The sequence below is a fragment of the Acinetobacter sp. TTH0-4 genome, assembly GCF_015602665.1.
GTDB lineage: Bacteria > Pseudomonadota > Gammaproteobacteria > Pseudomonadales > Moraxellaceae > Acinetobacter > Acinetobacter albensis.
In genome coordinates, this window is the sequence record NZ_CP059079.1 from 2,055,304 (window position 1) to 2,078,790 (window position 23,487).

At 39.2% G+C, this 23,487-nt stretch carries 23 protein-coding genes and 4 tRNA genes; 21 read left to right on the forward strand and 6 right to left on the reverse strand.

Features of this window, described 5'->3' with window-relative positions; translation table 11 throughout:
- The first annotated feature begins 4 nt into the window (after positions 1-4).
- On the forward strand, positions 5-1,003 hold the full coding sequence (locus tag H0S58_RS09605; RefSeq protein ID WP_195726392.1) for an outer membrane protein assembly factor BamD: 999 nt from the start codon (positions 5-7) through the stop codon (positions 1,001-1,003).
- A 248-nt stretch (positions 1,004-1,251) separates the two neighbouring features.
- Positions 1,252-3,156 carry a DNA primase gene (locus H0S58_RS09610; protein ID WP_195726393.1) on the forward strand — a complete coding sequence of 635 codons (1,905 nt, stop codon included), beginning with the start codon at positions 1,252-1,254 and terminating at the stop codon, positions 3,154-3,156.
- A 38-nt stretch (positions 3,157-3,194) separates the two neighbouring features.
- Here the strand turns inward: H0S58_RS09610 and hemA are convergent, their stop codons facing one another.
- On the reverse strand, positions 3,195-4,484 hold the full coding sequence (hemA, locus tag H0S58_RS09615; protein WP_195726394.1) for a glutamyl-tRNA reductase: 1,290 nt from the start codon (positions 4,482-4,484) through the stop codon (positions 3,195-3,197).
- 78 nt (positions 4,485-4,562) lie between these two features.
- Between hemA and H0S58_RS09620 the strand changes: the two genes are divergently transcribed.
- From H0S58_RS09620 to panD, 11 genes are all read left to right on the forward strand, one after another.
- Positions 4,563-6,275, forward strand: a complete 1,713-nt coding sequence (locus H0S58_RS09620; protein ID WP_195726395.1) for a tetratricopeptide repeat protein — start codon at positions 4,563-4,565, stop codon at positions 6,273-6,275.
- 8 nt (positions 6,276-6,283) lie between these two features.
- Positions 6,284-6,865: a lipoprotein insertase outer membrane protein LolB gene (gene lolB, locus H0S58_RS09625; RefSeq protein ID WP_195726396.1), complete on the forward strand. Its 582-nt coding sequence runs from the start codon at positions 6,284-6,286 to the stop codon at positions 6,863-6,865.
- A gap of 23 nt (positions 6,866-6,888) precedes the next feature.
- The gene (ispE, locus tag H0S58_RS09630) at positions 6,889-7,722 is read left to right on the forward strand and encodes a 4-(cytidine 5'-diphospho)-2-C-methyl-D-erythritol kinase (RefSeq protein WP_195726397.1); all 834 of its coding nucleotides are present in this window, start codon (positions 6,889-6,891) and stop codon (positions 7,720-7,722) included.
- A gap of 1 nt (position 7,723) precedes the next feature.
- Positions 7,724-7,798: transfer RNA gene (locus tag H0S58_RS09635), tRNA-Gln, on the forward strand.
- Between the two features lie 27 nt (positions 7,799-7,825).
- Positions 7,826-7,900 (forward strand) — tRNA-Gln (locus H0S58_RS09640).
- A gap of 35 nt (positions 7,901-7,935) precedes the next feature.
- Positions 7,936-8,010, forward strand: a tRNA-Gln gene (locus H0S58_RS09645).
- A gap of 90 nt (positions 8,011-8,100) precedes the next feature.
- A tRNA-Gln gene (locus H0S58_RS09650) sits at positions 8,101-8,175 on the forward strand.
- A 36-nt stretch (positions 8,176-8,211) separates the two neighbouring features.
- Entirely contained in the window at positions 8,212-9,165 is a 954-nt protein-coding gene (locus H0S58_RS09655) for a ribose-phosphate pyrophosphokinase (protein ID WP_053579821.1), read from the forward strand.
- Positions 9,166-9,266: 101 nt separating this feature from the next.
- A complete protein-coding gene (rplY, locus tag H0S58_RS09660; protein WP_053579820.1) occupies positions 9,267-9,563 on the forward strand; it encodes a 50S ribosomal protein L25 in 297 nt (98 codons plus the stop codon).
- Positions 9,564-9,582: 19 nt separating this feature from the next.
- Positions 9,583-10,164, forward strand: a complete 582-nt coding sequence (gene pth / locus H0S58_RS09665; protein WP_195726398.1) for an aminoacyl-tRNA hydrolase — start codon at positions 9,583-9,585, stop codon at positions 10,162-10,164.
- A gap of 145 nt (positions 10,165-10,309) precedes the next feature.
- Entirely contained in the window at positions 10,310-10,690 is a 381-nt protein-coding gene (gene panD / locus H0S58_RS09670) for an aspartate 1-decarboxylase (RefSeq protein WP_053579818.1), read from the forward strand.
- 263 nt (positions 10,691-10,953) lie between these two features.
- Here the strand turns inward: panD and H0S58_RS09675 are convergent, their stop codons facing one another.
- Entirely contained in the window at positions 10,954-11,451 is a 498-nt protein-coding gene (locus tag H0S58_RS09675; RefSeq protein ID WP_195726399.1) for a DUF1289 domain-containing protein, read from the reverse strand.
- Between the two features lie 205 nt (positions 11,452-11,656).
- On the opposite strand from H0S58_RS09675, the gene H0S58_RS09680 reads away from it, so the two are divergent.
- Together H0S58_RS09680 and H0S58_RS09685 are read left to right on the forward strand one after the other, a co-directional pair.
- A complete protein-coding gene (locus tag H0S58_RS09680) occupies positions 11,657-12,589 on the forward strand; it encodes a rhodanese-related sulfurtransferase (RefSeq protein ID WP_053579816.1) in 933 nt (310 codons plus the stop codon).
- Positions 12,590-12,843: 254 nt separating this feature from the next.
- Complete coding sequence (locus H0S58_RS09685; protein ID WP_053579815.1) at positions 12,844-13,461, forward strand: DedA family protein; 618 nt, start codon at positions 12,844-12,846, stop codon at positions 13,459-13,461.
- Between the two features lie 208 nt (positions 13,462-13,669).
- Here H0S58_RS09685 and H0S58_RS09690 read toward each other — a convergent pair whose 3' ends face one another.
- Both H0S58_RS09690 and H0S58_RS09695 read right to left on the reverse strand, forming a co-directional pair.
- Positions 13,670-14,194, reverse strand: a complete 525-nt coding sequence (locus tag H0S58_RS09690; RefSeq protein WP_195726400.1) for a YecA family protein — start codon at positions 14,192-14,194, stop codon at positions 13,670-13,672.
- A gap of 68 nt (positions 14,195-14,262) precedes the next feature.
- A complete protein-coding gene (locus H0S58_RS09695; protein WP_053579813.1) occupies positions 14,263-14,466 on the reverse strand; it encodes a PA3496 family putative envelope integrity protein in 204 nt (67 codons plus the stop codon).
- Between the two features lie 361 nt (positions 14,467-14,827).
- Between H0S58_RS09695 and rpoD the strand changes: the two genes are divergently transcribed.
- From rpoD to H0S58_RS09725, 6 genes are all read left to right on the forward strand, one after another.
- Positions 14,828-16,714 carry an RNA polymerase sigma factor RpoD gene (gene rpoD, locus H0S58_RS09700; protein ID WP_195726401.1) on the forward strand — a complete coding sequence of 629 codons (1,887 nt, stop codon included), beginning with the start codon at positions 14,828-14,830 and terminating at the stop codon, positions 16,712-16,714.
- Between the two features lie 120 nt (positions 16,715-16,834).
- Positions 16,835-17,122 (forward strand): YbeD family protein, encoded by a 288-nt coding sequence (locus H0S58_RS09705; RefSeq protein WP_195727594.1) that lies wholly within the window; start codon positions 16,835-16,837, stop codon positions 17,120-17,122.
- A 169-nt stretch (positions 17,123-17,291) separates the two neighbouring features.
- Positions 17,292-17,951: a lipoyl(octanoyl) transferase LipB gene (gene lipB / locus H0S58_RS09710; RefSeq protein WP_053579810.1), complete on the forward strand. Its 660-nt coding sequence runs from the start codon at positions 17,292-17,294 to the stop codon at positions 17,949-17,951.
- Positions 17,952-18,028: 77 nt separating this feature from the next.
- Positions 18,029-18,562: a hypothetical protein gene (locus H0S58_RS09715; RefSeq protein WP_092719620.1), complete on the forward strand. Its 534-nt coding sequence runs from the start codon at positions 18,029-18,031 to the stop codon at positions 18,560-18,562.
- A 1-nt stretch (position 18,563) separates the two neighbouring features.
- Positions 18,564-19,748 carry an iron-containing alcohol dehydrogenase gene (locus H0S58_RS09720; protein WP_053579808.1) on the forward strand — a complete coding sequence of 395 codons (1,185 nt, stop codon included), beginning with the start codon at positions 18,564-18,566 and terminating at the stop codon, positions 19,746-19,748.
- A gap of 265 nt (positions 19,749-20,013) precedes the next feature.
- Positions 20,014-21,411 (forward strand): APC family permease, encoded by a 1,398-nt coding sequence (locus H0S58_RS09725; RefSeq protein ID WP_053579807.1) that lies wholly within the window; start codon positions 20,014-20,016, stop codon positions 21,409-21,411.
- Between the two features lie 147 nt (positions 21,412-21,558).
- On the opposite strand, the gene H0S58_RS09730 is transcribed toward H0S58_RS09725, so the two are convergent.
- Positions 21,559-22,038 (reverse strand): tRNA (cytidine(34)-2'-O)-methyltransferase, encoded by a 480-nt coding sequence (locus H0S58_RS09730; RefSeq protein ID WP_195726402.1) that lies wholly within the window; start codon positions 22,036-22,038, stop codon positions 21,559-21,561.
- A 38-nt stretch (positions 22,039-22,076) separates the two neighbouring features.
- Positions 22,077-23,453, reverse strand: a complete 1,377-nt coding sequence (cysG, locus tag H0S58_RS09735) for a siroheme synthase CysG (RefSeq protein WP_053579805.1) — start codon at positions 23,451-23,453, stop codon at positions 22,077-22,079.
- Between the last annotated feature and the right edge of the window lie 34 nt (positions 23,454-23,487).

A 23,487-nucleotide genomic window follows, 5' to 3' on the forward strand; every position in this document is an offset into this window, starting at 1 on the left:
TTTTATGTCGTTACCACGTTATAAAATGACAATGCTTGCTTTATCTTTAGGCGTTGCAACGGCAATAGTGGGCTGTAGCAGTAATCCGAAGAAAGATGTTGTGGACACAGGTCCAAAATCAAGCGAGCAAGTTTATATTGAAAAAGCAGAAAAAGCCCTAGAACGTGGGCAATATACTGATGCAGCAACGCATCTTGAAGCATTAGACACCTATTACCCTACAGGTGACTATGCGCAACAAGCGCAATTAGAATTACTCTACGTCAAATTCCAACAAAAAGATTATGAAGGTGCTATTGCTCTTGCTGAACGATTTATTCGTCTTAATCCTCAGCATCCAAATGTAGACTACGCTTACTATGTACGTGGTGTTTCTAATATGGAACAAAATTACGACGGCTTGCTGCGTTATACTTCATTAAAGCAAGCCCATCGTGATGTCAGTTATTTAAAAGTAGCCTATCAAAACTTTGTCGATTTTATTCGTCGTTTTCCATCTAGCACTTATGCCGTTGATGCTGCACAGCGTATGAAGTTTATTGGCAATGAGTTGGCTGAAAGCGAAATGAATGCTGCACGTTTCAACATCAAACGTAAAGCATGGTTAGCCGCAGTCGAACGTTCTCAATGGGTGGTTGAACATTATCCACAGACACCACAAATACCTGAAGCTTTGGCTACGATTGCTTATGGTTATGATCAGCTCGGTGACAAAACGACTTCACAACAATATATTGAAGTTTTAAAACTCAATTATCCAAATTTAGTAAAAGCAGATGGTAGTGTTAATCTGCGTGCTGCGCGTAGTGAAGGTAGCTTCATTAACCGTGCAACTTTAGGTGTATTTGGCCGCGAAGCACAAAATTCTACAGATGAAGACAGCTCACAAGAGTCTGATGTTGTTGAAACCACCGAAAAGCGAAGTATGACCAATCGCTTAAGTTTTGGTCTTTTAGATCGTCCTGAAACGAAAAATGATATTCCTGCTCCACAACAGCAATGAGTAGCGCCACCTGAAGTGCCAGCAACCGAATAAACGTTTGTATTGGTCGCATTTTCATAAAGGGCAAGTTATTATACTTGCCCTTTTGTTTGATTCGATTTTGTTTGTCTCAATCATGATATTGATCATTGCGTTTAAAAGGTATACAAATTAAAGATCAACGATTTAGATCATTTGGGTTTAAATTATTCAATTCTCTTATATTTTAGTTATTTTCATCAATAAGTTCATCACGCGATTGCAAACCTATGGCTATTCCTCAACACACGATTGATCAAATTTTAGATCGGACCGACATTGTCGATCTGATTGGTCAACGTGTGAAACTTAAGAAAACAGGCCGCACCTATTCAGGTTGCTGCCCTTTTCATCAGGAAAAATCACCATCGTTTCATGTATATCGCGATAAACAGTATTTCCATTGTTTTGGCTGCCAAGCCAACGGCAATGCTATCCGTTTTTTAATGGATATTGATGGCCGAAATTTTGTTGATGTCATGAAAGATCTGTCTAGCCAAACAGGCATTGAACTTCCTAAAGACAATCATGATTCGAAAAAACTACTGTATAAACGCATTGCCAATAAACCTGACGTAGAAAAAAAAGTTCAAGCGAAAACTCATCAGACCATCACTCAAACCACTTCTACACCTTCTGATGCAACCGCCAGTTTTGACCCTTTTGAACAATTTCAAAACACTGATGATCCATTTGCAAGTTTTGAACAATTTTCAGACTCAAGCAATGAGCCAAATCAAGAAGGTAATCTTTACGATTTACTTGAAAATATTGCCCAATTCTATGAGCGACAGCTTCCACATAGCCAGACTGCACAGCAATATTTCAAACAGCGTGGTTTAAGTCGCGATACTATTCAGTATTGGCGTTTAGGCTATGCGCCTGAAGATTGGCAACATCTTGAAAAAGCCTTCCCTTACGATATTGAAGGTTTAAGACAATTGGGCTTAATTCGTACCAGTGACAAGGGACGTGATTTTGATTTGCTTCGTGATCGGGTGATTTTTCCAATTCGAGATGCCAAAGGCCGTGTGGTCGGTTTTGGTGGTCGGGCCCTAAATGATGAAATCAAACCTAAATATATTAACTCACCTGATTCGGAAGTGTTCCATAAAAACCAACTCCTCTATGGTTTATATGAAGGACGTAAGCAAAAAGCTCAAGAATGGCTGATGGTCGAAGGCTATATGGATGTGATTGCATTACAGCAATACGGCATTTATGGTGCAGTCGCAACTTTGGGTACGGCAAGTAATACTGAACACTTAAATATTCTATTTAAACAGAATAGTCGTATTACCATTGCTTTTGATGGAGATGCGGCAGGACAAAAAGCAGCACGTCGTACTTTAGAAATTGCTTTGCCTTTGCTTAATGATGGTCGTGAACTCAAATTTTTTGTTCTTCCCAATGACCATGACCCAGACTCACTCATCCGCCGTGAAGGCATTGAAAATTTTCATCGGCTTTTACAGCAAGCACCTTTGCTATCCGATTTTGTTTTTGCACATTTAAGTCAACATCATGATGTCACAAAGCCTGAAGGTAAAAGTCAGGTCATGGGTGAATTAAGACAACTCACTGAGTTATTACCCAAACAAGGCTCTTATCGCTATCTTTTACAACAATTTTTTAGGGAAAAATTAGGCTTTAACCGAAAATGGCAACCTCAAGTCAGCAATGATGCATCTTTAAGTTTTAGTACCAAGATTGATGCTGAAGAATATGTCATTGCAATTTTAATGAATCATCCCTATTTATATATCCATTTTGAACCGCTACGTGCACTCATCCCACACGATCAGTTGCTGTTTAAAATTTTGAATATTTTCAATACGATTTTTGATGAGCTTCCTGAAGATATTGAACTATCTCAGTATTATGTTTTAGGTGGTTGTGCAGCTTATCATCATGCTTTACACAACATTTTACTCCAAGCCAATGTCAGTGATTACACGTCATCACCTGAACAAGCCGATAAACTAGCAGAAGATTTTTCAATCAAACTTCAATATCAATATTTAAAACAAAGACTGAAATCGAAAAAATTTACCGATATTGCTGAAATGCGTAATTTAAAACATCAAATTTATGAAATTGACCGCAAACGATCTTTAACCTTAGTGGATGAATAACTCACATTAGGTCATTTTTTTCACTGATTTATTCAGCATTATTTCTCATTTTTACTTTTACGGCGCTTATCAAAGATATCTTGTAAATTATCGCGTAACCATTCAAAGTGACTAGGATCTTCTTGCTGTGCTGCATGTCGCAATAAAATTGATGTCGGATGGAGGAGTTTTTGTGTCAAGCGATGAGAAAAAATTTCCATGACTTTTTCAATCGATTCACCTTGAGTTATTCGTGACATCGCCCAAGCAAGCTCTTCTTGTCTTAACACATCACCTTGCTCACGGAATGCATAAATCGTACTGCCTGCATGTTTGACTTTTTGTTGGGTCAATAACTCTGTCGCCAATTGATTCACCATAATCTCGGCTTCCAAAGCCGCTTGACGGCGCTGGGCAAGATTATCATCAATGACACTTTGTAAATCATCTACACCATATAAATAGACGCCATCAAGAGATGCCACTTTAGGCTCAATGTCTCGTGGAACGGCCAAATCAACCAATAACATTTGTTGATAGCGACGTTTTTTTAAGGCTTTTTTGACATCCAAGTAAGAAATGACTTGGTGAAGGCTTCCTGTGCAACTCGAAATAACATCGGCTCGATATAAATGCTCGGAGAGTTCAGCAAAATCAATAATCTCTACCTCAACACGATGGGAAATTTCCTGAGCTAATGCTTCCGCCCGCTCACGAGTACGATTGCAAATCAATACTCGTCCCACCCCCATTTCTGCCAAGTGCTTAGCGACGAGACTGTTCATTTCACCTGCTGCAACCACCATGACTGTTAACTTTTCAGGTTGACTAAACACCTGCAAAGCAAGTTGCGCCACAGCATATCCCATTGAAACAGCATGGCTACCAACAGCAGTTTCTGAGCGTACTCGTTTCGCAGCATAAAAAGCGTATTCAAAAATACCGTTTAAGTTCGCAGAAACAGTATGTGCATCTTTTGCCAAAGCAAATGCCGATTTCACCTGACCCAAAATCTGAGGTTCACCTAACATCAAGGAATCAAGCCCACTCGCAACCCGCATTAAATGGGTAACTGCTTGCGCATTTTCATAACGATAAACATGATTCAGTAAATATTTTACATCAATATCATTTACTTGGGCGAGCCAGTGCATCACCATATCTGCATTTTCAGACATAGCATAAACTTCAGTACGGTTACATGTAGAAACCACCACCATGTCGTTTAAAGCATGATTTTGGCTTTGCTCTGCCAGCAATTGCGATAATTTTTCAGGATTAAAAGCAACCTGTTCACGCAGTTCTACAGAAGCGGTTTGATGGTTGACACCCAATGCAAAGAAAGACATATCAGATCATCATTTCGCTAAATTTATGCTATTGTGCAATATCGGTGTCATAAAAAGCATTACTTGGATCAAGAAAAATTGCGTCAAATAAATAACCGTATTCACGGTGCGACACTCAAGCAATATTCTACCACATTCTTACTGGTCGGTAGCATGGCATCTAGTGCTCATATTCGAGCGTCTGGAGAAATTTACCATGCCGATGCAAACTATGATGCCATAAAACAAAGTATGATTGCCGAGTTTGCCCTGACCTATCATGACATTCCTACAGCTTTGCATAACTACACCGTGTTGGCAATTAAAAGCAATTCGACCACAGTTAAGCAGCGCGCACTCAACGTAGCTTTGGAACAGAATGATTTAAAAGCAGCTTTAGATATTGCCACACATTGGGTGGTTCAAGAACCGACTGATGTCCCTGCTTTATTTTATCTTTCACATATTGCCCTGAAAGCACATGAATACGAACTGGCTTCTGAAACCTTAGATAAAATCTTAAATATTGATCCGGATGCAGACTTAGAAAAAATTCTTGTGGGAATTGCGCCAGAAGATGCTGAAGACCGTGACTTTCTATTACAAGCCTTGGGATCAAGCCAAGAAAAAGATAATCCTTCTATTTTGTTGATGATTGCAAACCTAGAAGCCCAAAACGGTCAATTTGATCAAGCGCTAAATACTGTTAATCGCGCTTTAAAACAGCGCCCTAAAGTCACTGGCTTCATCTTAATGAAAGCCAATTTACTCAATGCGTTAGGCAATGAGGCAGAAACTTTAAAATGGTATGCAAAATCCAGTCATAAACACAAATCTAATTTAGAAGTTCGCTTAGCCGAAGTTAAGTATTTAATTAAAATCAATCAGTCACAACTTGCACTCGATAAACTTGAAAGCATTTTAAAAAAATGGCCAAAAGAAGAAGAAGCCTTATTTATTGCAGGTTTAACCAGTATTGATTTAAAAAAAGATGAAAAAGCTGAAAAATTTTTAGTGGAGCTTCGTTATTCTTCTCAGTATCAAAATGAGGCCTATTATTATTTAGCGGTCAATGCCGAGAGAAAGCAACATTTTGAAACAGCAAAAGCGTATTACCGCCTAGTCGATGGAAGCCTTTATACTGTTTCGCGCCGTAATATGATTAATATTTTTTCAGAACAGGAAAAACTCAATGATGCCTTACGTTTTCTCACTCAAGAACGAGTAAATTATCCTCAACATGCCAGTTTTTTATATCAGGCTCAAGCCGATATTTTAAAACGTATGAACAATAAAAAAGCAGCGATACGCCTGTTAAACGAAGCCATCAAAAATATTCCAGATGATCCAGAATTGATTTATTCCGAAGTTCTATTATTGGATCCTTATCAAGATAAAGAAAAACTGGATAAACTTTTAACCAATTTGTTAAAGATAGAACCGAATAGTCCTACTTATTTAAATGCCTATGCTTATACACTGGCTTTGCAAAATAAACGCTTAGATGAAGCTCGCCAATATGTAGAACATGCATTGGAATTGGCACCTGAACAAGCTTCTATTCTGGATACATTGGGCTACATCACATTTTTACAAAACGACTTTGATACCGCCAGTCAAGTGTTAGAAAAAGCTTATGACCTCAGTCAGAGTGTAAAAATTGGTGTCCGCTACGCAAAATCAATTTACATGCAAGGCAATCTGACAAAATTTAGTGATGTGTTACAACAACTACAAAAAAATCATCCTAATGATCCGCAATTAGATCCATTAAAGTCGTTACTGTTATCTCCATCTATAAAAAAGAGTTAAACATTTTTATGCATATTTTTTCAAAACTCAGCTTAACTTTAATGCTGACCAGCACGCTCGTTTTAAGCGGTTGTCAACAATTCACTCAACCTCAAGCCTCTAATGTGGCACAAACGCCAGAAGCACCACGCCAATTTAATCTTCAAGGCAAAATCGGGGTTAAAACCCCTGCACAATCAGGCAGTGCTTTTTTTACTTGGGTACAGCAACAAGATGAGTTTGACATTGAACTCAGTGGAATTTTAGGCGTAGGTAAAACTCAAATTTCAGGTCGGTCAGGTGACGTCAGTTTAAATAGTGCTAAAACTGGACTTATCCAAGCCCAAACACCAGAAGAATTATTAACACGTGCTACTGGTTGGCAAGCACCCATTACTCACTTAATTGATTGGGTTCAAGCCAAACCTGCAACAACTCAAGCTAAAATCAGTAAAGATGAGCAAAATCGTCCGACTCAGTTTCTAGAGGATGGCTGGACAGTCGCTTTAAGTTATAACGATCAAGCACAACTACCAAATAAATTGATTTTAAAACAATCGCTTGAGTCGGGGCAGGAAAACCGTATTACCATGCTAATTCAAAACCGTTAAATTGATATTAAAGTTAGAAAGTTATGATTCGTGTTCCCTCACCTGCCAAACTCAATCTTTTTTTGCATATCACGGGTCGTCGTGATAATGGCTATCATGAATTGCAAAGTATTTTCCAACTGATTGATTTACAAGATTGGCTAGAATTCAGACCTAAAAATGATGACATTAGCATCTCGATTGAAGGGATTAATACCGTAGATATAGAGCAAAATCTGATCTACAAAGCCATACAAGTCCTCAAACCCTATGCACAAAAAGAAATAGGACTTTCAATTTTAGTTGAAAAAAATATTCCGATGGGTGCAGGACTCGGAGGTGGCTCATCTAACGCTGCGACCACCCTGATTGTGGTCAATCAATTGTGGCAATGTGGTTTAAGTCTTGAACAATTGGCAGAACTGGGCGTTAAACTGGGTGCAGATGTACCCATTTTCGTACATGGCCGTAATGCATGGGCAGAAGGTATTGGCGAACAATTAACATTCATAGACTTAGATCAAAAACAATACATCGTGTTGAAACCTGACTGTTTTATCAGCACTCAATTGCTTTTTTCGCAAAAAACATTGACAAGAAACACGAAGACCTCTACATTTTGCGCCTATCAGTTAAAGCCATTTAACTTTGGAAATAACTTTGAGCCTTTGGCAAGAAGCTTGTATCCAGAAGTGAATGAAGCCATGCAATATTTGGATCAATTCGGTATTGCGAAACTTACAGGTACAGGTGCTTGTGTTTTTACTGAAGTAACTTCAGACATGAATATTGATGAGATTTTAGCCCATTCACCTTGTAAAGCTTACTTGGTTAATAGTTTGAATGAATCACCATTACGTCATTTCAAAGTTATATGATAGGGGCGTCGCCAAGTGGTAAGGCACCGGGTTTTGATCTCGGCATCCGTTGGTTCGAATCCAGCCGCCCCTGCCATTATATTCATCTGTAGATTACTGTATTAGGGGCGTCGCCAAGTGGTAAGGCACCGGGTTTTGATCTCGGCATCCGTTGGTTCGAATCCAGCCGCCCCTGCCATTTAAACTTATGGTTTAAAAACAGTAATGAAGTTTAGGGGTATCGCCAAGTGGTAAGGCACCGGGTTTTGATCTCGGCATCCGTTGGTTCGAATCCAGCTACCCCTGCCATTTTATCAAAAAAGACAGAGCAAATTTGCCAGTTCATTTGTTAATTTACCTTGACATAGAACAGCAAAAATATTAAAGTTCTGCCGCATTAGGGGCGTCGCCAAGTGGTAAGGCACCGGGTTTTGATCTCGGCATCCGTTGGTTCGAATCCAGCCGCCCCTGCCATCTATTTCCAAACATTCCAACCGCCAAGGGTGCTTCATGCCCAATCTTGTCGTTTTTAGTGGAACTGCACATCCACAATTCGCTCAAAAAGTCGTAAGCCATCTGCACATTCCTTTAGGTGCAGCATCTGTAGGTCATTTTTCTGACGGTGAAATTGCTGTCGAAATTACTGAAAATGTTCGTGGTAAAGACGTATTTCTAGTCCAGCCTACTTGTGCACCAACGAATGACAACCTGATGGAAGTCCTCGTTATGGCTGATGCGTTACGTCGTGCAAGTGCAGGGCGTATTACTGCTGTCATTCCTTACTTCGGATATGCTCGTCAAGATCGTCGTCCTCGTTCAAGCCGTGTGCCAATTACTGCCAAAGTTGTAGCAGATATGCTAACAACCGTAGGAATTGACCGCGTTGTAATGATCGACCTTCATGCTGACCAAATTCAAGGTTTCTTTGATATCCCTGTAGACAATATCTACGGTACACCTGCCTTACTTGCTGATCTTCGTCAACAGCAACACCATAATCTTATGGTTGTTTCTCCTGACGTGGGTGGTGTAGTGCGTGCGCGTGCTGTAGCGAAACAAATGGGTGATATCGATCTGGCAATTATTGATAAACGTCGCCAAAAAGCAAATGAATCACAAGTGATGCATTTGATTGGTGATGTAAAAGATCGTGATTGCGTGATCGTGGATGACATGGTTGATACTGCGGGTACATTATGTAAAGCCGCCGATGCACTGAAACAATTTGGTGCTCGTCGTGTGATTGCATATGCAACTCATCCTGTACTTTCTGGTAGAGCCCTTGAGAATTTGAAAAATTCTGTACTCGACGAACTCGTCGTCACAGATACCATTCCACTTTCTCAAGAAGCATTAGAACTTGGTAAGATTCGCCAAGTTTCAGTAGCCGGCATGGTTGCTGAAACAATTCGTCGTATTAATAACGAAGAATCTATTAGCGCAATGTTCGATAGTTATTTATAATAGCGCGAAATTTTCAAAGCCCTGTTTTTAATTAAACAGGGCTTTATCTCACTGAACTGGTCGAAGGTTCAGTCAATTAAACTCAATGAGGAAATGTCATCATGGCAAACTTCGTATTAAATGCAGTAGCTCGTGACGAATCAGTACAAGGGAAAGGTTCGAGCCGCCGCCTTCGTCTTCAAGCTCAAGTTCCAGCAATCATTTACGGTGGCGAAGCTGCGCCTGTTACTGTAACTTTAGAGCTTCGTGAACTTGTTAAAGCGCTTGAAAATAACAAATTCTTCGAAGAAGTCATTGAAATTAAATTGGGCGACAAAGTTGAAAGCGTTAAAATCCAAGCTTTACAACGTCACCCATCTAAAAATACACCTATGCACGCTGACTTCAAACGCGCATAAGTGTTGATGGTATAAATTAGTGTCAAAACTTTCGCTAATTGTTGGTTTGGGCAATCCTGGTAAGGAATATGCCCAAACTCGCCATAATGCAGGTGCTTGGTTCGTTGAACGCCTTGCACAACAATATGGCATTTCCCTCAAAGCCGATCCTAAATTCTATGGAATGAGTGGTCGTGGTAATATCGAAGGTCAAGACGTTCGTCTACTTTTACCCACCACATTTATGAATGCTTCAGGTAAAAGTGTAGTTCCTTTCGCAAAATTCTATCAAGTTAGCCCAGAAAATATGCTTGTTGCGCATGATGAACTGGATATGAATCCTGGTGTGATTCGTCTGAAATCAGGCGGTGGTCATGGGGGTCATAATGGTTTACGTGACATCGTTCCACATATGGGTCCTAATTTTCACCGTTTACGTATCGGTATTGGTCATCCAGGTTCAAAAGAGCGTGTCTCTGGCCATGTACTCAGTAAAGCACCCAACAGTGAACAAAATTTAATGGATGATGCGATTGCGCATGCTTTATCTCGGATTAAATTACTGGTCAACGATGATATTCAGCAAGCTATGAATCAAATCAATGCTTACAAACCCAACTGATCAATCCACAAATTGTTGAACAATCTTGCTTGCCATCTTGCCTATTTAAGAGCAAAATGCGTTTTCTGCGGATTATGTAGCCCGTAAAAAGTAATTGATTTAACCATAAGATAAAATCTTAGGTCCTCTAAGGAGACGCTAGCCCATGCTATCTCGTTTATTAAAAGCAAAAATTCATCGTGCAGTAGTTACACACGCAGAGCTTCACTATGAAGGCTCATGTGCTATTGATGGTGTTTTATTGGATTTAGCGGGTATCCGTGAATATGAAGAAATTCATGTCTGGAATGTCACTAATGGTAAGCGCTTTAGTACTTACGCAATTCGTGGCGAAGAGAATTCGGGTATCATTTCTGTGAATGGTGGCGCAGCCCATCAAGCAGATGTCGATGATTTAGTGATCATTGCGACTTTTGGTGATTTCACCGAAGCTGAAGCAAATGCACACAAACCACGTCTAGTGTATGCAAATCCTAATAATACAGTGAATCACACTGCAAACTGTATTCCTGTACAAGTGGCATAAAGTTCTCAAATTCAAAAAAGCTCACTTTAGGTGAGCTTTTTTATATCTTTTTTAAAATGAGTCAGGATCATCATTAGCTTCAAAGAGTCATCTTTATTCTATTTAACCTGTCAGTATCAATATGCAGAAAACCTTTGAGCATCACAATCCAGATAGTACTTGAGAAGCAATCATGAGCATACTGTCAGGCAGCACAATAAATACGTTGTAATATTCACCTTAATCACTCTAATCCATACAATTTTAATTATTGCTTAACTGACTCACTCCGATATGATTTCATCATCGTCCTCAGTTTGTAATAAATGATGACTAATGACATCCGCACGTAAAAAAGCAAAGTCATAACTGGCATTGGCCAAGGCCAGTGTGCGACGTTCAAATTCCTGCCAAAGTGGCTTGATTTGCTTATCCTGCACACCTAAACCACTGTCTTGAGCCAATGTTTTATTTTTCTCACAAATTTTCAACGCGTGATAAAGCTTGCGGCCTGTTGAAGCATCATCCCGTAAACGAACACGTTTCGATAAAATAAATTCTTCGACTTGAACAATCTGAGCAAATGGCAACATGGGAACTAAAATCTGATCGAGCTGTAGATCAAGGCGCTTCCAAACTGCTGTATGTTGTTCTGGTGTATAAGTATTCCACTGAATCACTTCATGGTTAAAGCGACGACAACCCCGACAGACCGAATCACCAAATACAGTTGAACAACGCCCAGCACAGGGCGTCAAAGCAATTCGGCGCTCATTACTCAAAGTACACTCCAAAAAATGTAGGAAAATTAACAAAACTCACGGTTTCATCACGTTGAAAAAGCATATATCTCATCAATAACAGCATATCTATTCTGGTTTAAGTTAAAAACCATAATTTAGTTATGGTTTTCTCGCTTCTTGACAAAATTCAAGCTAAAATATACGCCTTAAATTTTGTCCTATCATAATACATTTGGAGTTATCCATGAACGCTACTGTAGAACAGCTTGCACCTGTAGAACAGCAAGCGACCACAAGTTGGGTTGTTGCCGCACTCTATCAATTTAAAGAAGTTCAAGATCCTACCGATCTTCAGCAACGTCTTTTAAATTTGGTTAACAACATTGACTTGTGTGGAACTCTAATTGTAGCGGGTGAAGGAATTAACGGCACAGTTGCGGGCGACCGAGAAGCGATTGATCAAATGCATGCCTTTTTAATCAATGAAGGCTTCAATGCGATGGAATATAAAGAATCTCAAAGTGATGAAAAACCATTTCGCAAAATGAAAATTAAGCTTAAAACTGAAATTGTAACTTTGGGCGTCGAAGTTCAACCGCGTGATTTGGTTGGGCATTATTTAGATCCAAAAGAATGGAATGAATTGATTGCTCGCGATGATGTCATTCTAGTCGATACACGTAACGACTACGAATATAAAGCGGGTACATTTAAGGGTGCGATTGATCCTAAAACAGAAACATTTCGCGAATTTCCAGACTATGTAAAACAAAATTTAGAACAGCACAAAGATAAAAAAATTGCCATGTTCTGTACAGGTGGTATTCGCTGTGAAAAATCAACATCCTTGTTGCTTCAAGAAGGCTTTGAAGAGGTCTATCATCTAAAAGGTGGTATTTTAAAATATTTGGAAGAAACACCAGCCGAAGAAAGTCTGTGGGAAGGTGAATGTTTTGTATTTGATGGCCGTACAGCAGTCACGCACGGTGTAGAAGAAGGTCAAAATATTAAATGTCATGCTTGTGGATGGCCTTTGCTTCCAACAGAAGTTGAACTTCCAAGCTACGAACACGGTGTATCATGTCAATATTGCATCGAAAAAACGTCAGAAAAACAAAAAGAAGGATTTCGTATGCGCCAGTCGCAAATCACCGCAGCCAAACGAAAACGTTTATAAATTGTACTAAATGAGCCATTTTAAATGCTTTTGTATAAGCCAGTCATCAACAAATTGACTGGCTTTTTACTTCGGTTATATTGATTTCTTAATACAAAAAAATCGAAATAAATAGATTATTTTTGGATAGACTACATTCTATTTATACAAATTAAAATAAAGATAAAAATTAAACAACTCTGCTCTAAAACGAGACTTTACCCTACAACAAATAGCCTTTAGGATAGTCAGAATCTTATTATTTTTATTATATTATGACTTTAACAGAATGGATTATCTCTATTATGGAACAACTCGGTTATTGGGGAATTGCCCTGCTGATGTTCCTCGATAATGTTTTCCCCCCCATTCCTTCTGAAATTATTATGCCTTCTGCAGGTTATTCTGCCTCACAAGGTCAATTGCTTTTAGTCGGCGTGATTATTGCTGGATGCATAGGCTCCCTGACTGCTGCCGCTGCTCTCTATTGGATTGGCTATAAATTCAATCATGATCATATTTTTCGTTTCGTTGACCGTTATGGAAAATATCTATTCCTAAAATCTCAAGATGTTAAAAAATCACTGGACTGGTTTGAACACTATGGACATCGCATTGTTTTTTTTGGTCGAATGATACCGGCTGTACGGTCACTGATTAGTATTCCCGCAGGAATGAGCCGTATGCCCTTCTGGAAATTTATGTTCTATAGTGGATTAGGAACGATTATCTGGACCACATTTTTGGCTTGCGTCGGATTTTATTTTGGTGAAAATCAAGCACTGATGCATCAAATTTTCAGCCAAGTCGGCTACATCATCATTGTTATTGTACTCATGATTGTGTTTTGGATTTTCTACCGCAGATATCAACGAAAAATTAAAATAAAGTAGTTGAGATGAATACAGTTTTAGCCCCCCCAATCTATTCACGATCATTTCAAGACTAAGCTCTAAATATTAATAGCTCTAGTCTACTTTTATGACTAAAGCGCTAACGACAACCATAAAAAAACACCTCAAGTTGAGGTGTTTTTAATTTCAAAGAATTATGTTGGCGTATGATAGATGAGCCACGATTGTAGTGGCGCAAGGTATACCATTACGTAGGAGTATGATACATCAAATAAATTTCATTTAGATTTTCTGGAATTTCTTCAGCAATTTCATCCATTAACTGACCATTGCGTCGAAATGATTCCATCTGCGGATCTTCATCATCAACGCCACTGAACACCATCATCGGTAACGTTAAATCAACCAATTGTTCTTCATGCTCAGGCGTAAACCATGCCTCTTCATTTAGGAACATCGCATCAACAAAACCGACACTCCAATCGCCTAAACTTGACTCAACATCGGCTTCTTCAACTTCAAAAGGAAACTCGATTCCTTCTTCATTGGCTAAATTTTGACGAATTGCCTCTAACCATGCTTTTATTTGTACAATCATGTCAACAGGAACTTTCTTTTGATTATTATCGAAAAGTTCATCGAGCCATTGATCAAAATTAGGTCCAACCGCAGTTGCACATAAAAAACCATGAGTTGCTGCAAAATCTAGACCATGTTCATTTTGGTCGCCATCTAGATATTCGCTTAACAAGTCTAAATCTAAAGCACTCATTTAAAATCCAAATTTATTAAAAAACTGGCTGTAGCATAACATTTTAGTCAGCTATGCTAAATCAGAATTTAGTCTTCATCATCAAAATCGTCATCATCTAGATCGTAATCAAAATCTTTAAGTTCACGTTCTAAACGACGTTGTGCCAGAAGGTCATCAATCAGACGACGTTTTTCCAACGACTCTTTAGCACTAATTTTTCTTGATGTTTCATCAAAACTAACATCATCATCACTGTAGCTATCATCTAGTTCAAAATCTGTAGAAGACACTAAAACTACCTCATAGTGAAAAAAGTAAATGGGCCTAGGCGCTATTTATCTTTGTTCTTAATTCTTGTCAAGTTTTTTTTAATTTTTATCTTAAAAAATGAATTTAATCTTGTTTTTTTAATCTCAAATTGTATATTTGTGGGTGGTGTGATTTTAATCTAAGGTTGTCATAAAAGTTATAATGCAATTTTAAGCACTGACTTGAAAAAAATAAAATTAACCCAATATCCAAAACAATTGTTAAATCAAAGTCATCTTTTCTAAAATGACATTTGAGTCATCAATTCGAAAACAATTTTAAGCGAATTGTGCTATCATGCACGGTTTTTCACGCCACAGATTCAACGAAGAGTAAGCAAAGATGAGCGATATGACTTCCCCTACTTCGCAAGTAGCGGCTCTGATTAGCCGAGGCAAAGAACAAGGTTACTTAACTTACGCTGAGGTTAACGATCATCTCCCGGACTCGATCACAGAAAGCGAACAGATTGAAGACATTATTCAAATGCTTCAAGACGTCGGTATTCCTGTGCATGAACGTGCGCCTGAATCTGATGATACGATGTTCGATGGCAACAATGCTGAAGCAACCGATGAAGTCGCAGAAGAAGAAGCGGCTGCTGTTTTAGCCTCTGTTGAAAGTGAACCTGGTCGTACCACAGATCCAGTGCGTATGTATATGCGTGAAATGGGTACGGTTGAACTATTGACGCGTGAAGGCGAAATTAGCATTGCAAAACGTATTGAAGAGGGAATCCGCGATGTCCTTCATTCAATTGCTTATTGGCCGAACACTGTTGAAGTGGTACTCAAAGAATATAACGATGTTACCGAAGGTGAACGTCGTCTTGCAGATATTTTATCGGGCTATTTAGACCCAGAATCTAACGATCCAATTCCAGAAGTTTTAGAAGAAGAAGCTGAAATTTCTGAAGATGATGAAACCACCACAAAAACCACCAAAGATGTAAAACTCGATGATGACGAAGAAGAAGAGTCTGAAAGCGATGATGACTCTGAAGGTGAATCAGGCCCTGACCCTGAAATTGCACGTATTCGTTTTACTGAATTAGAAAATGCTTGGAAAGTCACTAAAGCTGCCCTTGAAAAACATGGTCGCAACAGCAGCGAAGCAGAAGAAGCATTAGAAGCATTGGCATCTGTGTTTATGATGTTCAAATTTACACCACGTTTATTTGATATCATTTCTGAAATGATTCGTGGCACGCATGAGCAAATTCGTCTTTCTGAACGTGAAGTAATGCGTTATGCCGTTCGTCGTGGTCGTATGGATCGTACTCAATTCCGTACATCATTCCCAGGCTACGAATCCAATCCTGCTTGGTTAAATGAACAAATTGCCAAAACACCTGCTGATCAAAAAGGTTATTTGGAAAAAGTTCGTCCTGATGTATTGGCTTTCCAACAAAAAATTGCAGATATTGAAAAAGAATTAAACCTGAGTGTCCAAGACATCAAGGACATTGCTAAACGTATGGCTGTGGGTGAAGCAAAAGCTCGCCGTGCTAAAAAAGAAATGGTTGAAGCCAACTTACGTTTGGTGATTTCAATTGCGAAAAAATATACCAACCGTGGTTTACAATTCTTGGATCTTATTCAAGAAGGCAATATCGGTTTGATGAAAGCCGTTGACAAGTTTGAATACCGTCGTGGTTATAAATTCTCGACCTATGCAACGTGGTGGATTCGTCAAGCCATTACCCGTTCTATTGCCGACCAAGCACGTACTATTCGTATACCAGTACACATGATTGAAACGATTAATAAGATTAACCGTGTTTCTCGTCAGTTGTTACAGGAAATGGGACGTGAACCAACACCTGAAGAATTAGGCGAACGTCTAGAAATGGACGAAGTGAAAGTACGTAAAGTGCTTAAAATTGCCAAAGAACCGATTTCAATGGAAACACCAATCGGTGATGATGAAGATTCGCATCTTGGTGACTTCATTGAAGATGGTAATATCACTTCTCCAATTGATGCCGCAACTTCAGAAGGCTTAAAAGAAGCGACACGTGAAGTTTTAGAAAACTTGACTGAACGTGAAGCGAAAGTCTTGAAAATGCGTTTTGGTATTGATATGCCAACAGATCACACTTTGGAAGAAGTGGGTAAGCAATTTGATGTAACACGTGAACGTATTCGTCAAATTGAAGCAAAAGCATTACGTAAATTACGTCATCCTTCACGTTCTGAACATTTACGTTCATTCCTAGAAAATGACTAATTTTTGATGATACTCATGGGTGCTTGAAATCTGAATTTCAGTCTCCATTTAGTATCTAACAGAAATACAACGCCTGCACTTAAGCAGGCGTTTGATATATGGGGACTCACTCTCATGACTATGCTAGACCGTACACCATCTCGTGAACTTCAAGAAGATCTTTGGGTTTTCCCCATGGATTATCCCATTAAATTGATTGGCGTTGCAGGTGATGAATTGCATGGTGCAGTAGTAGAGATAATAGTGAAACACTTTCCTGATTTTGATGCTTCAAGCATTAACGTGCAGCCTTCTCGCACAGGAAAATACCACTCTTTAACTGCCCAAATTGTATTTGTAGAACTTGAACAAGTACATGCACTCTATGCAGATTTAGCTGCTTGCCCGTTAATTAAAACTGCACTCTAATTTTTATAAAAACACGCCAATCGGCGTGTTTTTTATATTCAAAAATAAGCTTTTTTTTAATCTTAAAATATCAATGAATTAAATATGAAATTTAATATAAAGCCGCTCCATCTATTCAAGATTTCTTTATAATTCCTTCTATCTTTAAACTTTTATGGACGCACTTGACGTGACAGATGCTGTTCTAAAACCTAACTTAATTATTCGTCAATTCAATGAATTAACGCCTTATCTTGAACGATTTCAAGAAATGAAAAGTCTGACTGAAAACCGCGATGAAAATACGCCAGATGAACTGTGGATTTTGCAGCACCACGACGTTTTAACCCAAGGACAAGCTGGTAAACCTGAACATATTCTACAAGCAACTCAGCTCCCCATTGTACAAAGCGACCGTGGCGGGCAAGTGACTTGGCATGGTCCAGGGCAACTGGTGGCTTATTTTATGTTTGATTTAAATCGTTTAGGCTGGAACGTGCGAACATTAGTGACGTATGCAGAAAATTTAATGATTAATCTGCTTAAAAAATACAAAATCGAAGCTTATGCCAAAGCGGATGCACCAGGGGTTTATGTTGCAGAGCGTAAAATTGGATCTTTGGGTTTTAAAATTCGTAAAGGGCGTAGCTATCATGGTTTGGCTTTAAATATTGATTGTGATCTTTTGGGTTTTCAGACCATTAATCCCTGCGGTTATGCCGGACTAGAAATGGTTCGAGTCAAGGATCTCGTTGAAGATTATCCATTTTTTAATGATTTCTGTGCAGATATGATTGAAACTTTAAATCACAGCGGTTACTTTAATCAAGTTCAAGTCATGCAACAATAATTTTGCTTTTATGATCAAAATAAATTAGAGTATTTACTCTAAATTAATAAAAATGTTTTTAGAGAAAGGATGCGCGAGTGATTTCAACCAAATCCGTAAAGCCGGCCTTACAACTAAATTATGTCAAACTCATGATGGATGTGATTGGCAGAGGTTTAGTCATGGCAAGTCAAGTCGACAAAGAAGTAAAACAAGAGGTTGCAAAATTTCCTGTCGGCTTCGTTCTGTCGATGAAAGTATTTCCGCATGGTCCAGCTTTTATTGCAAAAGTAACCGAAGACTATCAATTAAAATTGCTGTCATCTGTTGAAACCAAGCCCGATCTGACCATTACTTTCAAGCATTTAAGTCATGCCTTTTTAGTGTTTTCTTTTCAGGAAAGTACGGCACAAGCTTTTGCGCATGACCGTATGATTGCAGATGGTGATGTGGCGTATGCCATTCGTTTGGTACGTTGCTTAAATAAAATGGAATCACTGATTTTACCGAAATTAGTGGCTGAGCTTGCCGTAAAACAATATCCCCATGAATTAAGCCTAAAAGAAAAACTTAACAGCGCTGCAAATATTTATTTGAAAGTTGCTCAGTCCTATTTTAAACGGAGTGTATAACATGGCTAAGCCTTATTACGAATTTTTCTGTCCCGTTAAAGTGATCGCAGGTCATGCCGCGTTAGAACACATTCCATTTGAACTTGCGACTTTAGGGTCTAAACGTCCACTCATCATTACAGATAAAGGTGTACGTGCAAATAATCTACTTGCCCCAATTGAAGCTGCGTTTGAATCAACAGATGCGGTCATTGGTTATATTTTCGATGATGTACCACCAGATTCAAGTATAGCCACGGTCCGCAATGCAGCAAAAGCCTATCGTGACAATCATTGTGATGCCATTATTGCCGTAGGTGGGGGTTCAGTGATTGATACCTCAAAAGCGACCAATATTTTGGTGACTGAAGGTGGCGATGACTTACTTAAGTTCTCAGGTGCCCACAATTTACCTAAGCCATTGAAGCCTTTTTTTGTGATTCCAACAACATCAGGTACGGGTTCAGAAGTTACGATGGTTGCTGTCGTAGCGGATGTTGAAAAAAATGTCAAAATGGCATTTGCATCTTATTACTTGATGCCACATGCAGCTATTCTTGATCCACGTATGACTCAAACTTTACCCCCACATTTAACCGCAATGACGGCAATGGATGCGCTAACGCATGCTGTTGAAGCGTATACCTGCTTGGCTGCAAATCCAATCAGTGATGCCTATGCCACTGCTGCCATTAAAAAAGTGAGCAATAGTTTATTTACTGTGCTGGATAAGCCTACAGATGAGTTTGGGCGTCTTGAGCTGGCGCAGGCTTCCACGATGGCTGGAATTGCATTTTCAAACTCGATGGTCGGATTGGTCCATTCATTGGGTCATGCCTTAGGTGCTGTTGCTCACCTCCCCCACGGTTTATGCATGAATTTATTTTTACCTTACGTACTTGAATATAACAAAGAAGTAAATGGCGATAAAATTGCTGAATTGCTTCTACCTTTGGCAGGTTCTGATATTTATGCTCAAACACCTGCACACTTACGTGCTGATAAATCTATTGCAACTATTTTGACTATGCGTGACCGCTTGTATGCCTTGACCAAGCTCCCTCGAACTTTACGTGAAACAGGTAAAGTAACAGAAGCTCAACTCGATGAAGTAGCAGAAAAAGCACTCAATGATGGATCCATTATTTACAATCCGAAAGAAGCTAATTTCAAAGATTTGAGAGCAATTTTAGATAAAGCTTGGTAAGCTTGAAAATTAAGCCAAGCTTATTCACCTTAACCTGATGTTTTTTCAAACATCAGGTTTTTGCTTTTTGATCAACAACATAAATCTAATATTGCTGTCTCTTGGCATATTTAATACTTCAATACATTCAACAGGGATTGGCAAAAGGCATCAAATTAGAGTAGATTGGCGGACTTTTGTTTTCTTTGCATGGGGGGATCGTTGTTTTAAAACGATCCTTAAAAATATGACTGATCCTTGATCAACGATTAAGAGGGTAACGCCGTTGACAAATATCTCTGGGACTCCATCGGCAGCTAAACTGCAAAAAACGCTGGGACTCTGGCACATCATCATTATTGGTTTAGCGTATATACAGCCTATGACGTTATTTGACACTTTCGGACTCGTGTCGGAAGAAAGTCATTTTCACGTACCGACCTCCTATATATTTGCACTTGTTGCAATTCTACTCACTTCCCTCAGTTATGGTCATATGATTCGCCGTTATCCCTCTTCGGGTTCGGCTTATACCTATGCTCAAAAATCGATTCATCCAAATGTGGGCTTTATGGTGGGCTGGTCATCTTGGCTAGATTATCTCCTTTCACCCATGGTCAACATTATTTTAGCTGTCATTTATCTTGAAGCACTATTTCCAGATGTTAATCATTGGGTTTGGGTCATTGTCTTAACTGCATTTATGACAGGGATCAATTTAAAAGGTGCACGTTTTGTCGCAAACTTTAATAGTCTGATTGTATTGATTCAGCTGATTGTGATTGCTGTTTTTACCTATTTGGTTTATAGCAAACTTCAGGCTGGTTTTAATGCAGATGGTCCAATGACTGTAGAACAACGCTATCAGCTTTGGAGTCTTGAACCATTTTGGAACGAGCTGACATCAGTCGGTGCACTTATTACAGGTGCAACATTACTTTGCTTTTCTTTCACAGGTTTTGATTCACTCAGTTCTCTGGCTGAAGAAACCAAAGACACTGAAAAAACCTTACCTAAAGCGATTTTTTTAACCGCTTTAATTGCAGGTGTGATTTTTATTGTCAGTGCTTATTTCATGCAAATCTATTTCCCGCATGATCCGAACACATATTTTGCAGATGTAGCTGCGACTCAACCTGATATTTTAATGCTTGTGGGTGGTTCACTGTTCCAATCGTATGTCTTAGGCTTTGCCATTGTAACAGTGATGGCATCGGGTATTTCAGCACACGCGGGTGTATCGCGCCTGATGTTTGCCATGGGTCGTGATGGCGTAATCAATAAAAAAATCTTTGGTCATATCAGTCCTAAAAGCTTAACCCCTTCTTACAATATTTTAATTGTCGGTGCTGTGGCTTTAACAGCTGGATTTATGAATCTTGATACGGTGATTTCGCTGATCAGTTTTGGTGCTTTAACTGCATTTACATTTGTCAATCTTTCTGTTATTTCACGTTATGCTTTACGCGATGGACGTACCAAAAACTTCAAAGATATTTTAAACTTTGTGATTGTCCCTTTACTTGGTTTTATCAGCGTATTTGCACTATGGCTCGAAATTGAAGAAACCTCATTAAAATATGGCTTATGGTGGGCGATGTTTGGGATTTTATACTTAGGTTATAAAACCAAAGGTTTCAAACAACCTGCGCCTCAACACAATGAGTTCGATGACTCGCATTAATGTATTGTCCATTCCTACAATAAAAAAGACGCATTATGCGTCTTTTTTAGGTGTTAAATTTGCAGTGTAATTTAATCATAAAGCCTCTCTTAAAATTTATGCCATAAAGAGCCACTCAAAAGTGGCTCTAGATAACATATAAATTAATTATATCAGTTCTTTAAAACCTTGCTGACGCCAAGCTTCATACACAATCACAGCGGTTGCATTGGATAAATTTAAACTGCGTGAAGTCGCTGCCATTGGCAAGCGAATCCAATGTTTCTCAGGAAACAGCATTCGAATATGTTCAGGAAGCCCGCGCGTTTCAGGCCCCATCAACAAAGCAACTGGACGGTTTAAATTGGAAGTATGCGGTGTTTCAACACCTTTGGTGGTCAGTGGATAAATTGCATCCTTTTCTATTCCTTGCAGTTGCAAATTCAGCAAACAATCATCAAAATTTTCCCAGATTTGCATACGTGCCCATTCATGATAATCCAAACCTGCACGTTTCAGCTTTTTATCATCAAGTTCAAACCCGAGAGGTTTAACCAAGTGTAGCTGTGCATCTGTATTGGCACATAAACGAATGATATTACCTGTATTGGCAGGAATTTCAGGTTCATATAGAACAACATGAATCACGGGATTTCTCTACTCTTTTAATCGCAACAAGACTCAAATTAGCCTTGCCACTGTAATTGTTCGCGCAAACTCACCACTTCACCAATAATGGTTAAGGTGGGTGCTTGAATTTGATGTTCTGATACTTTTGATGCAATGTCAGCCAATGTGCCGACCACCACTTTCTGTTCTGGTGTCGTCCCTTTAGAAATCAGTGCTACTGGCATATTGGCACGTTGCCCATGGGCAATCAGTTGAGCACATATTTTCTCTAAACCGACCAACCCCATATACAATACAAGTGTTTGATTTTCATAGACCAGTTCACGCCAAGGCAATTCAGGTGAACCTTCTTTCAAATGCCCCGTTAAAAAGCGAACACTTTGTGCGTAATCACGATGGGTTAACGGAATACCTGCATAAGCTGAACAACCCGATGCTGCGGTAATGCCAGGAACCACTTGAAAAGCAACACCTGCTGCAAACAGCTCTTGAATTTCTTCGCCACCACGACCAAAAATAAACGGATCACCACCTTTTAAACGGCAGACACGTTTACCTTTTTCAGCAAATTCAACCAATAAAGCATTAATCCCATCTTGAGGAACACTATGGTTTGAACGGGCTTTTCCAACATAAATTTTTTCAGCATCACGGCGGCATAATTCTAAAATTGCTGGGGAGACCAAACGATCATAGATAATGACATCCGCTTGTTGCATTAAACGCAGTGCCTTTAAGGTCAATAATTCAGGATCACCTGGCCCTGCTCCAACTAAATAGACTTCACCTTTGGGTGTTTTCCATTCCTTTAAGGCCTGTTCAATTAATTTATCAGCATCGGCAATATTGTCATTAAACACCTGTTCCTTGAGTGGACTGGCATACAAGTCTTCCCAAAAAATACGACGCTCATCAGGATTTTCAATTTTCGATTTTACTACGGCACGCCATTTCCCAGAAAATTCAGCGAGCTTCCCCATACCATGTGGAATACTGGCTTCAAGTTGAGTGCGAATTTGGCGCGATAAAACAGGTGATGTACCATTCGTGGCAATTGATACCACCAAAGGTGAACGATCAATGATTGCAGGAACCATAAAACGACAATGTGGAGGATCATCCACACTATTCACCAATATTTTTTCAGCTTCACAGGCTTCAAAAACTTGGATATTGGTCGCTTTATCATTGGTCGCTGCAATGACTAAACGATAATGACGTAACGGAATATCTACACTAAAAGGTGCTTGAATATATTGCCCTTGGCTAGCAACCACAATCTCAAGTAAAGAACTTTCAATTTCAGGTGCAATCACATGAATAACTGCGCCTGCTTTTGCCAACAGTACGGCTTTGCGATATGCAATATGCCCGCCACCGACAATCAGACACGGTTGCTGCTGCAACTTTAAAGAGATTGGAAAAATATCCACCGACTACCTCAATGTTTTAAATCTGATTGTCTTA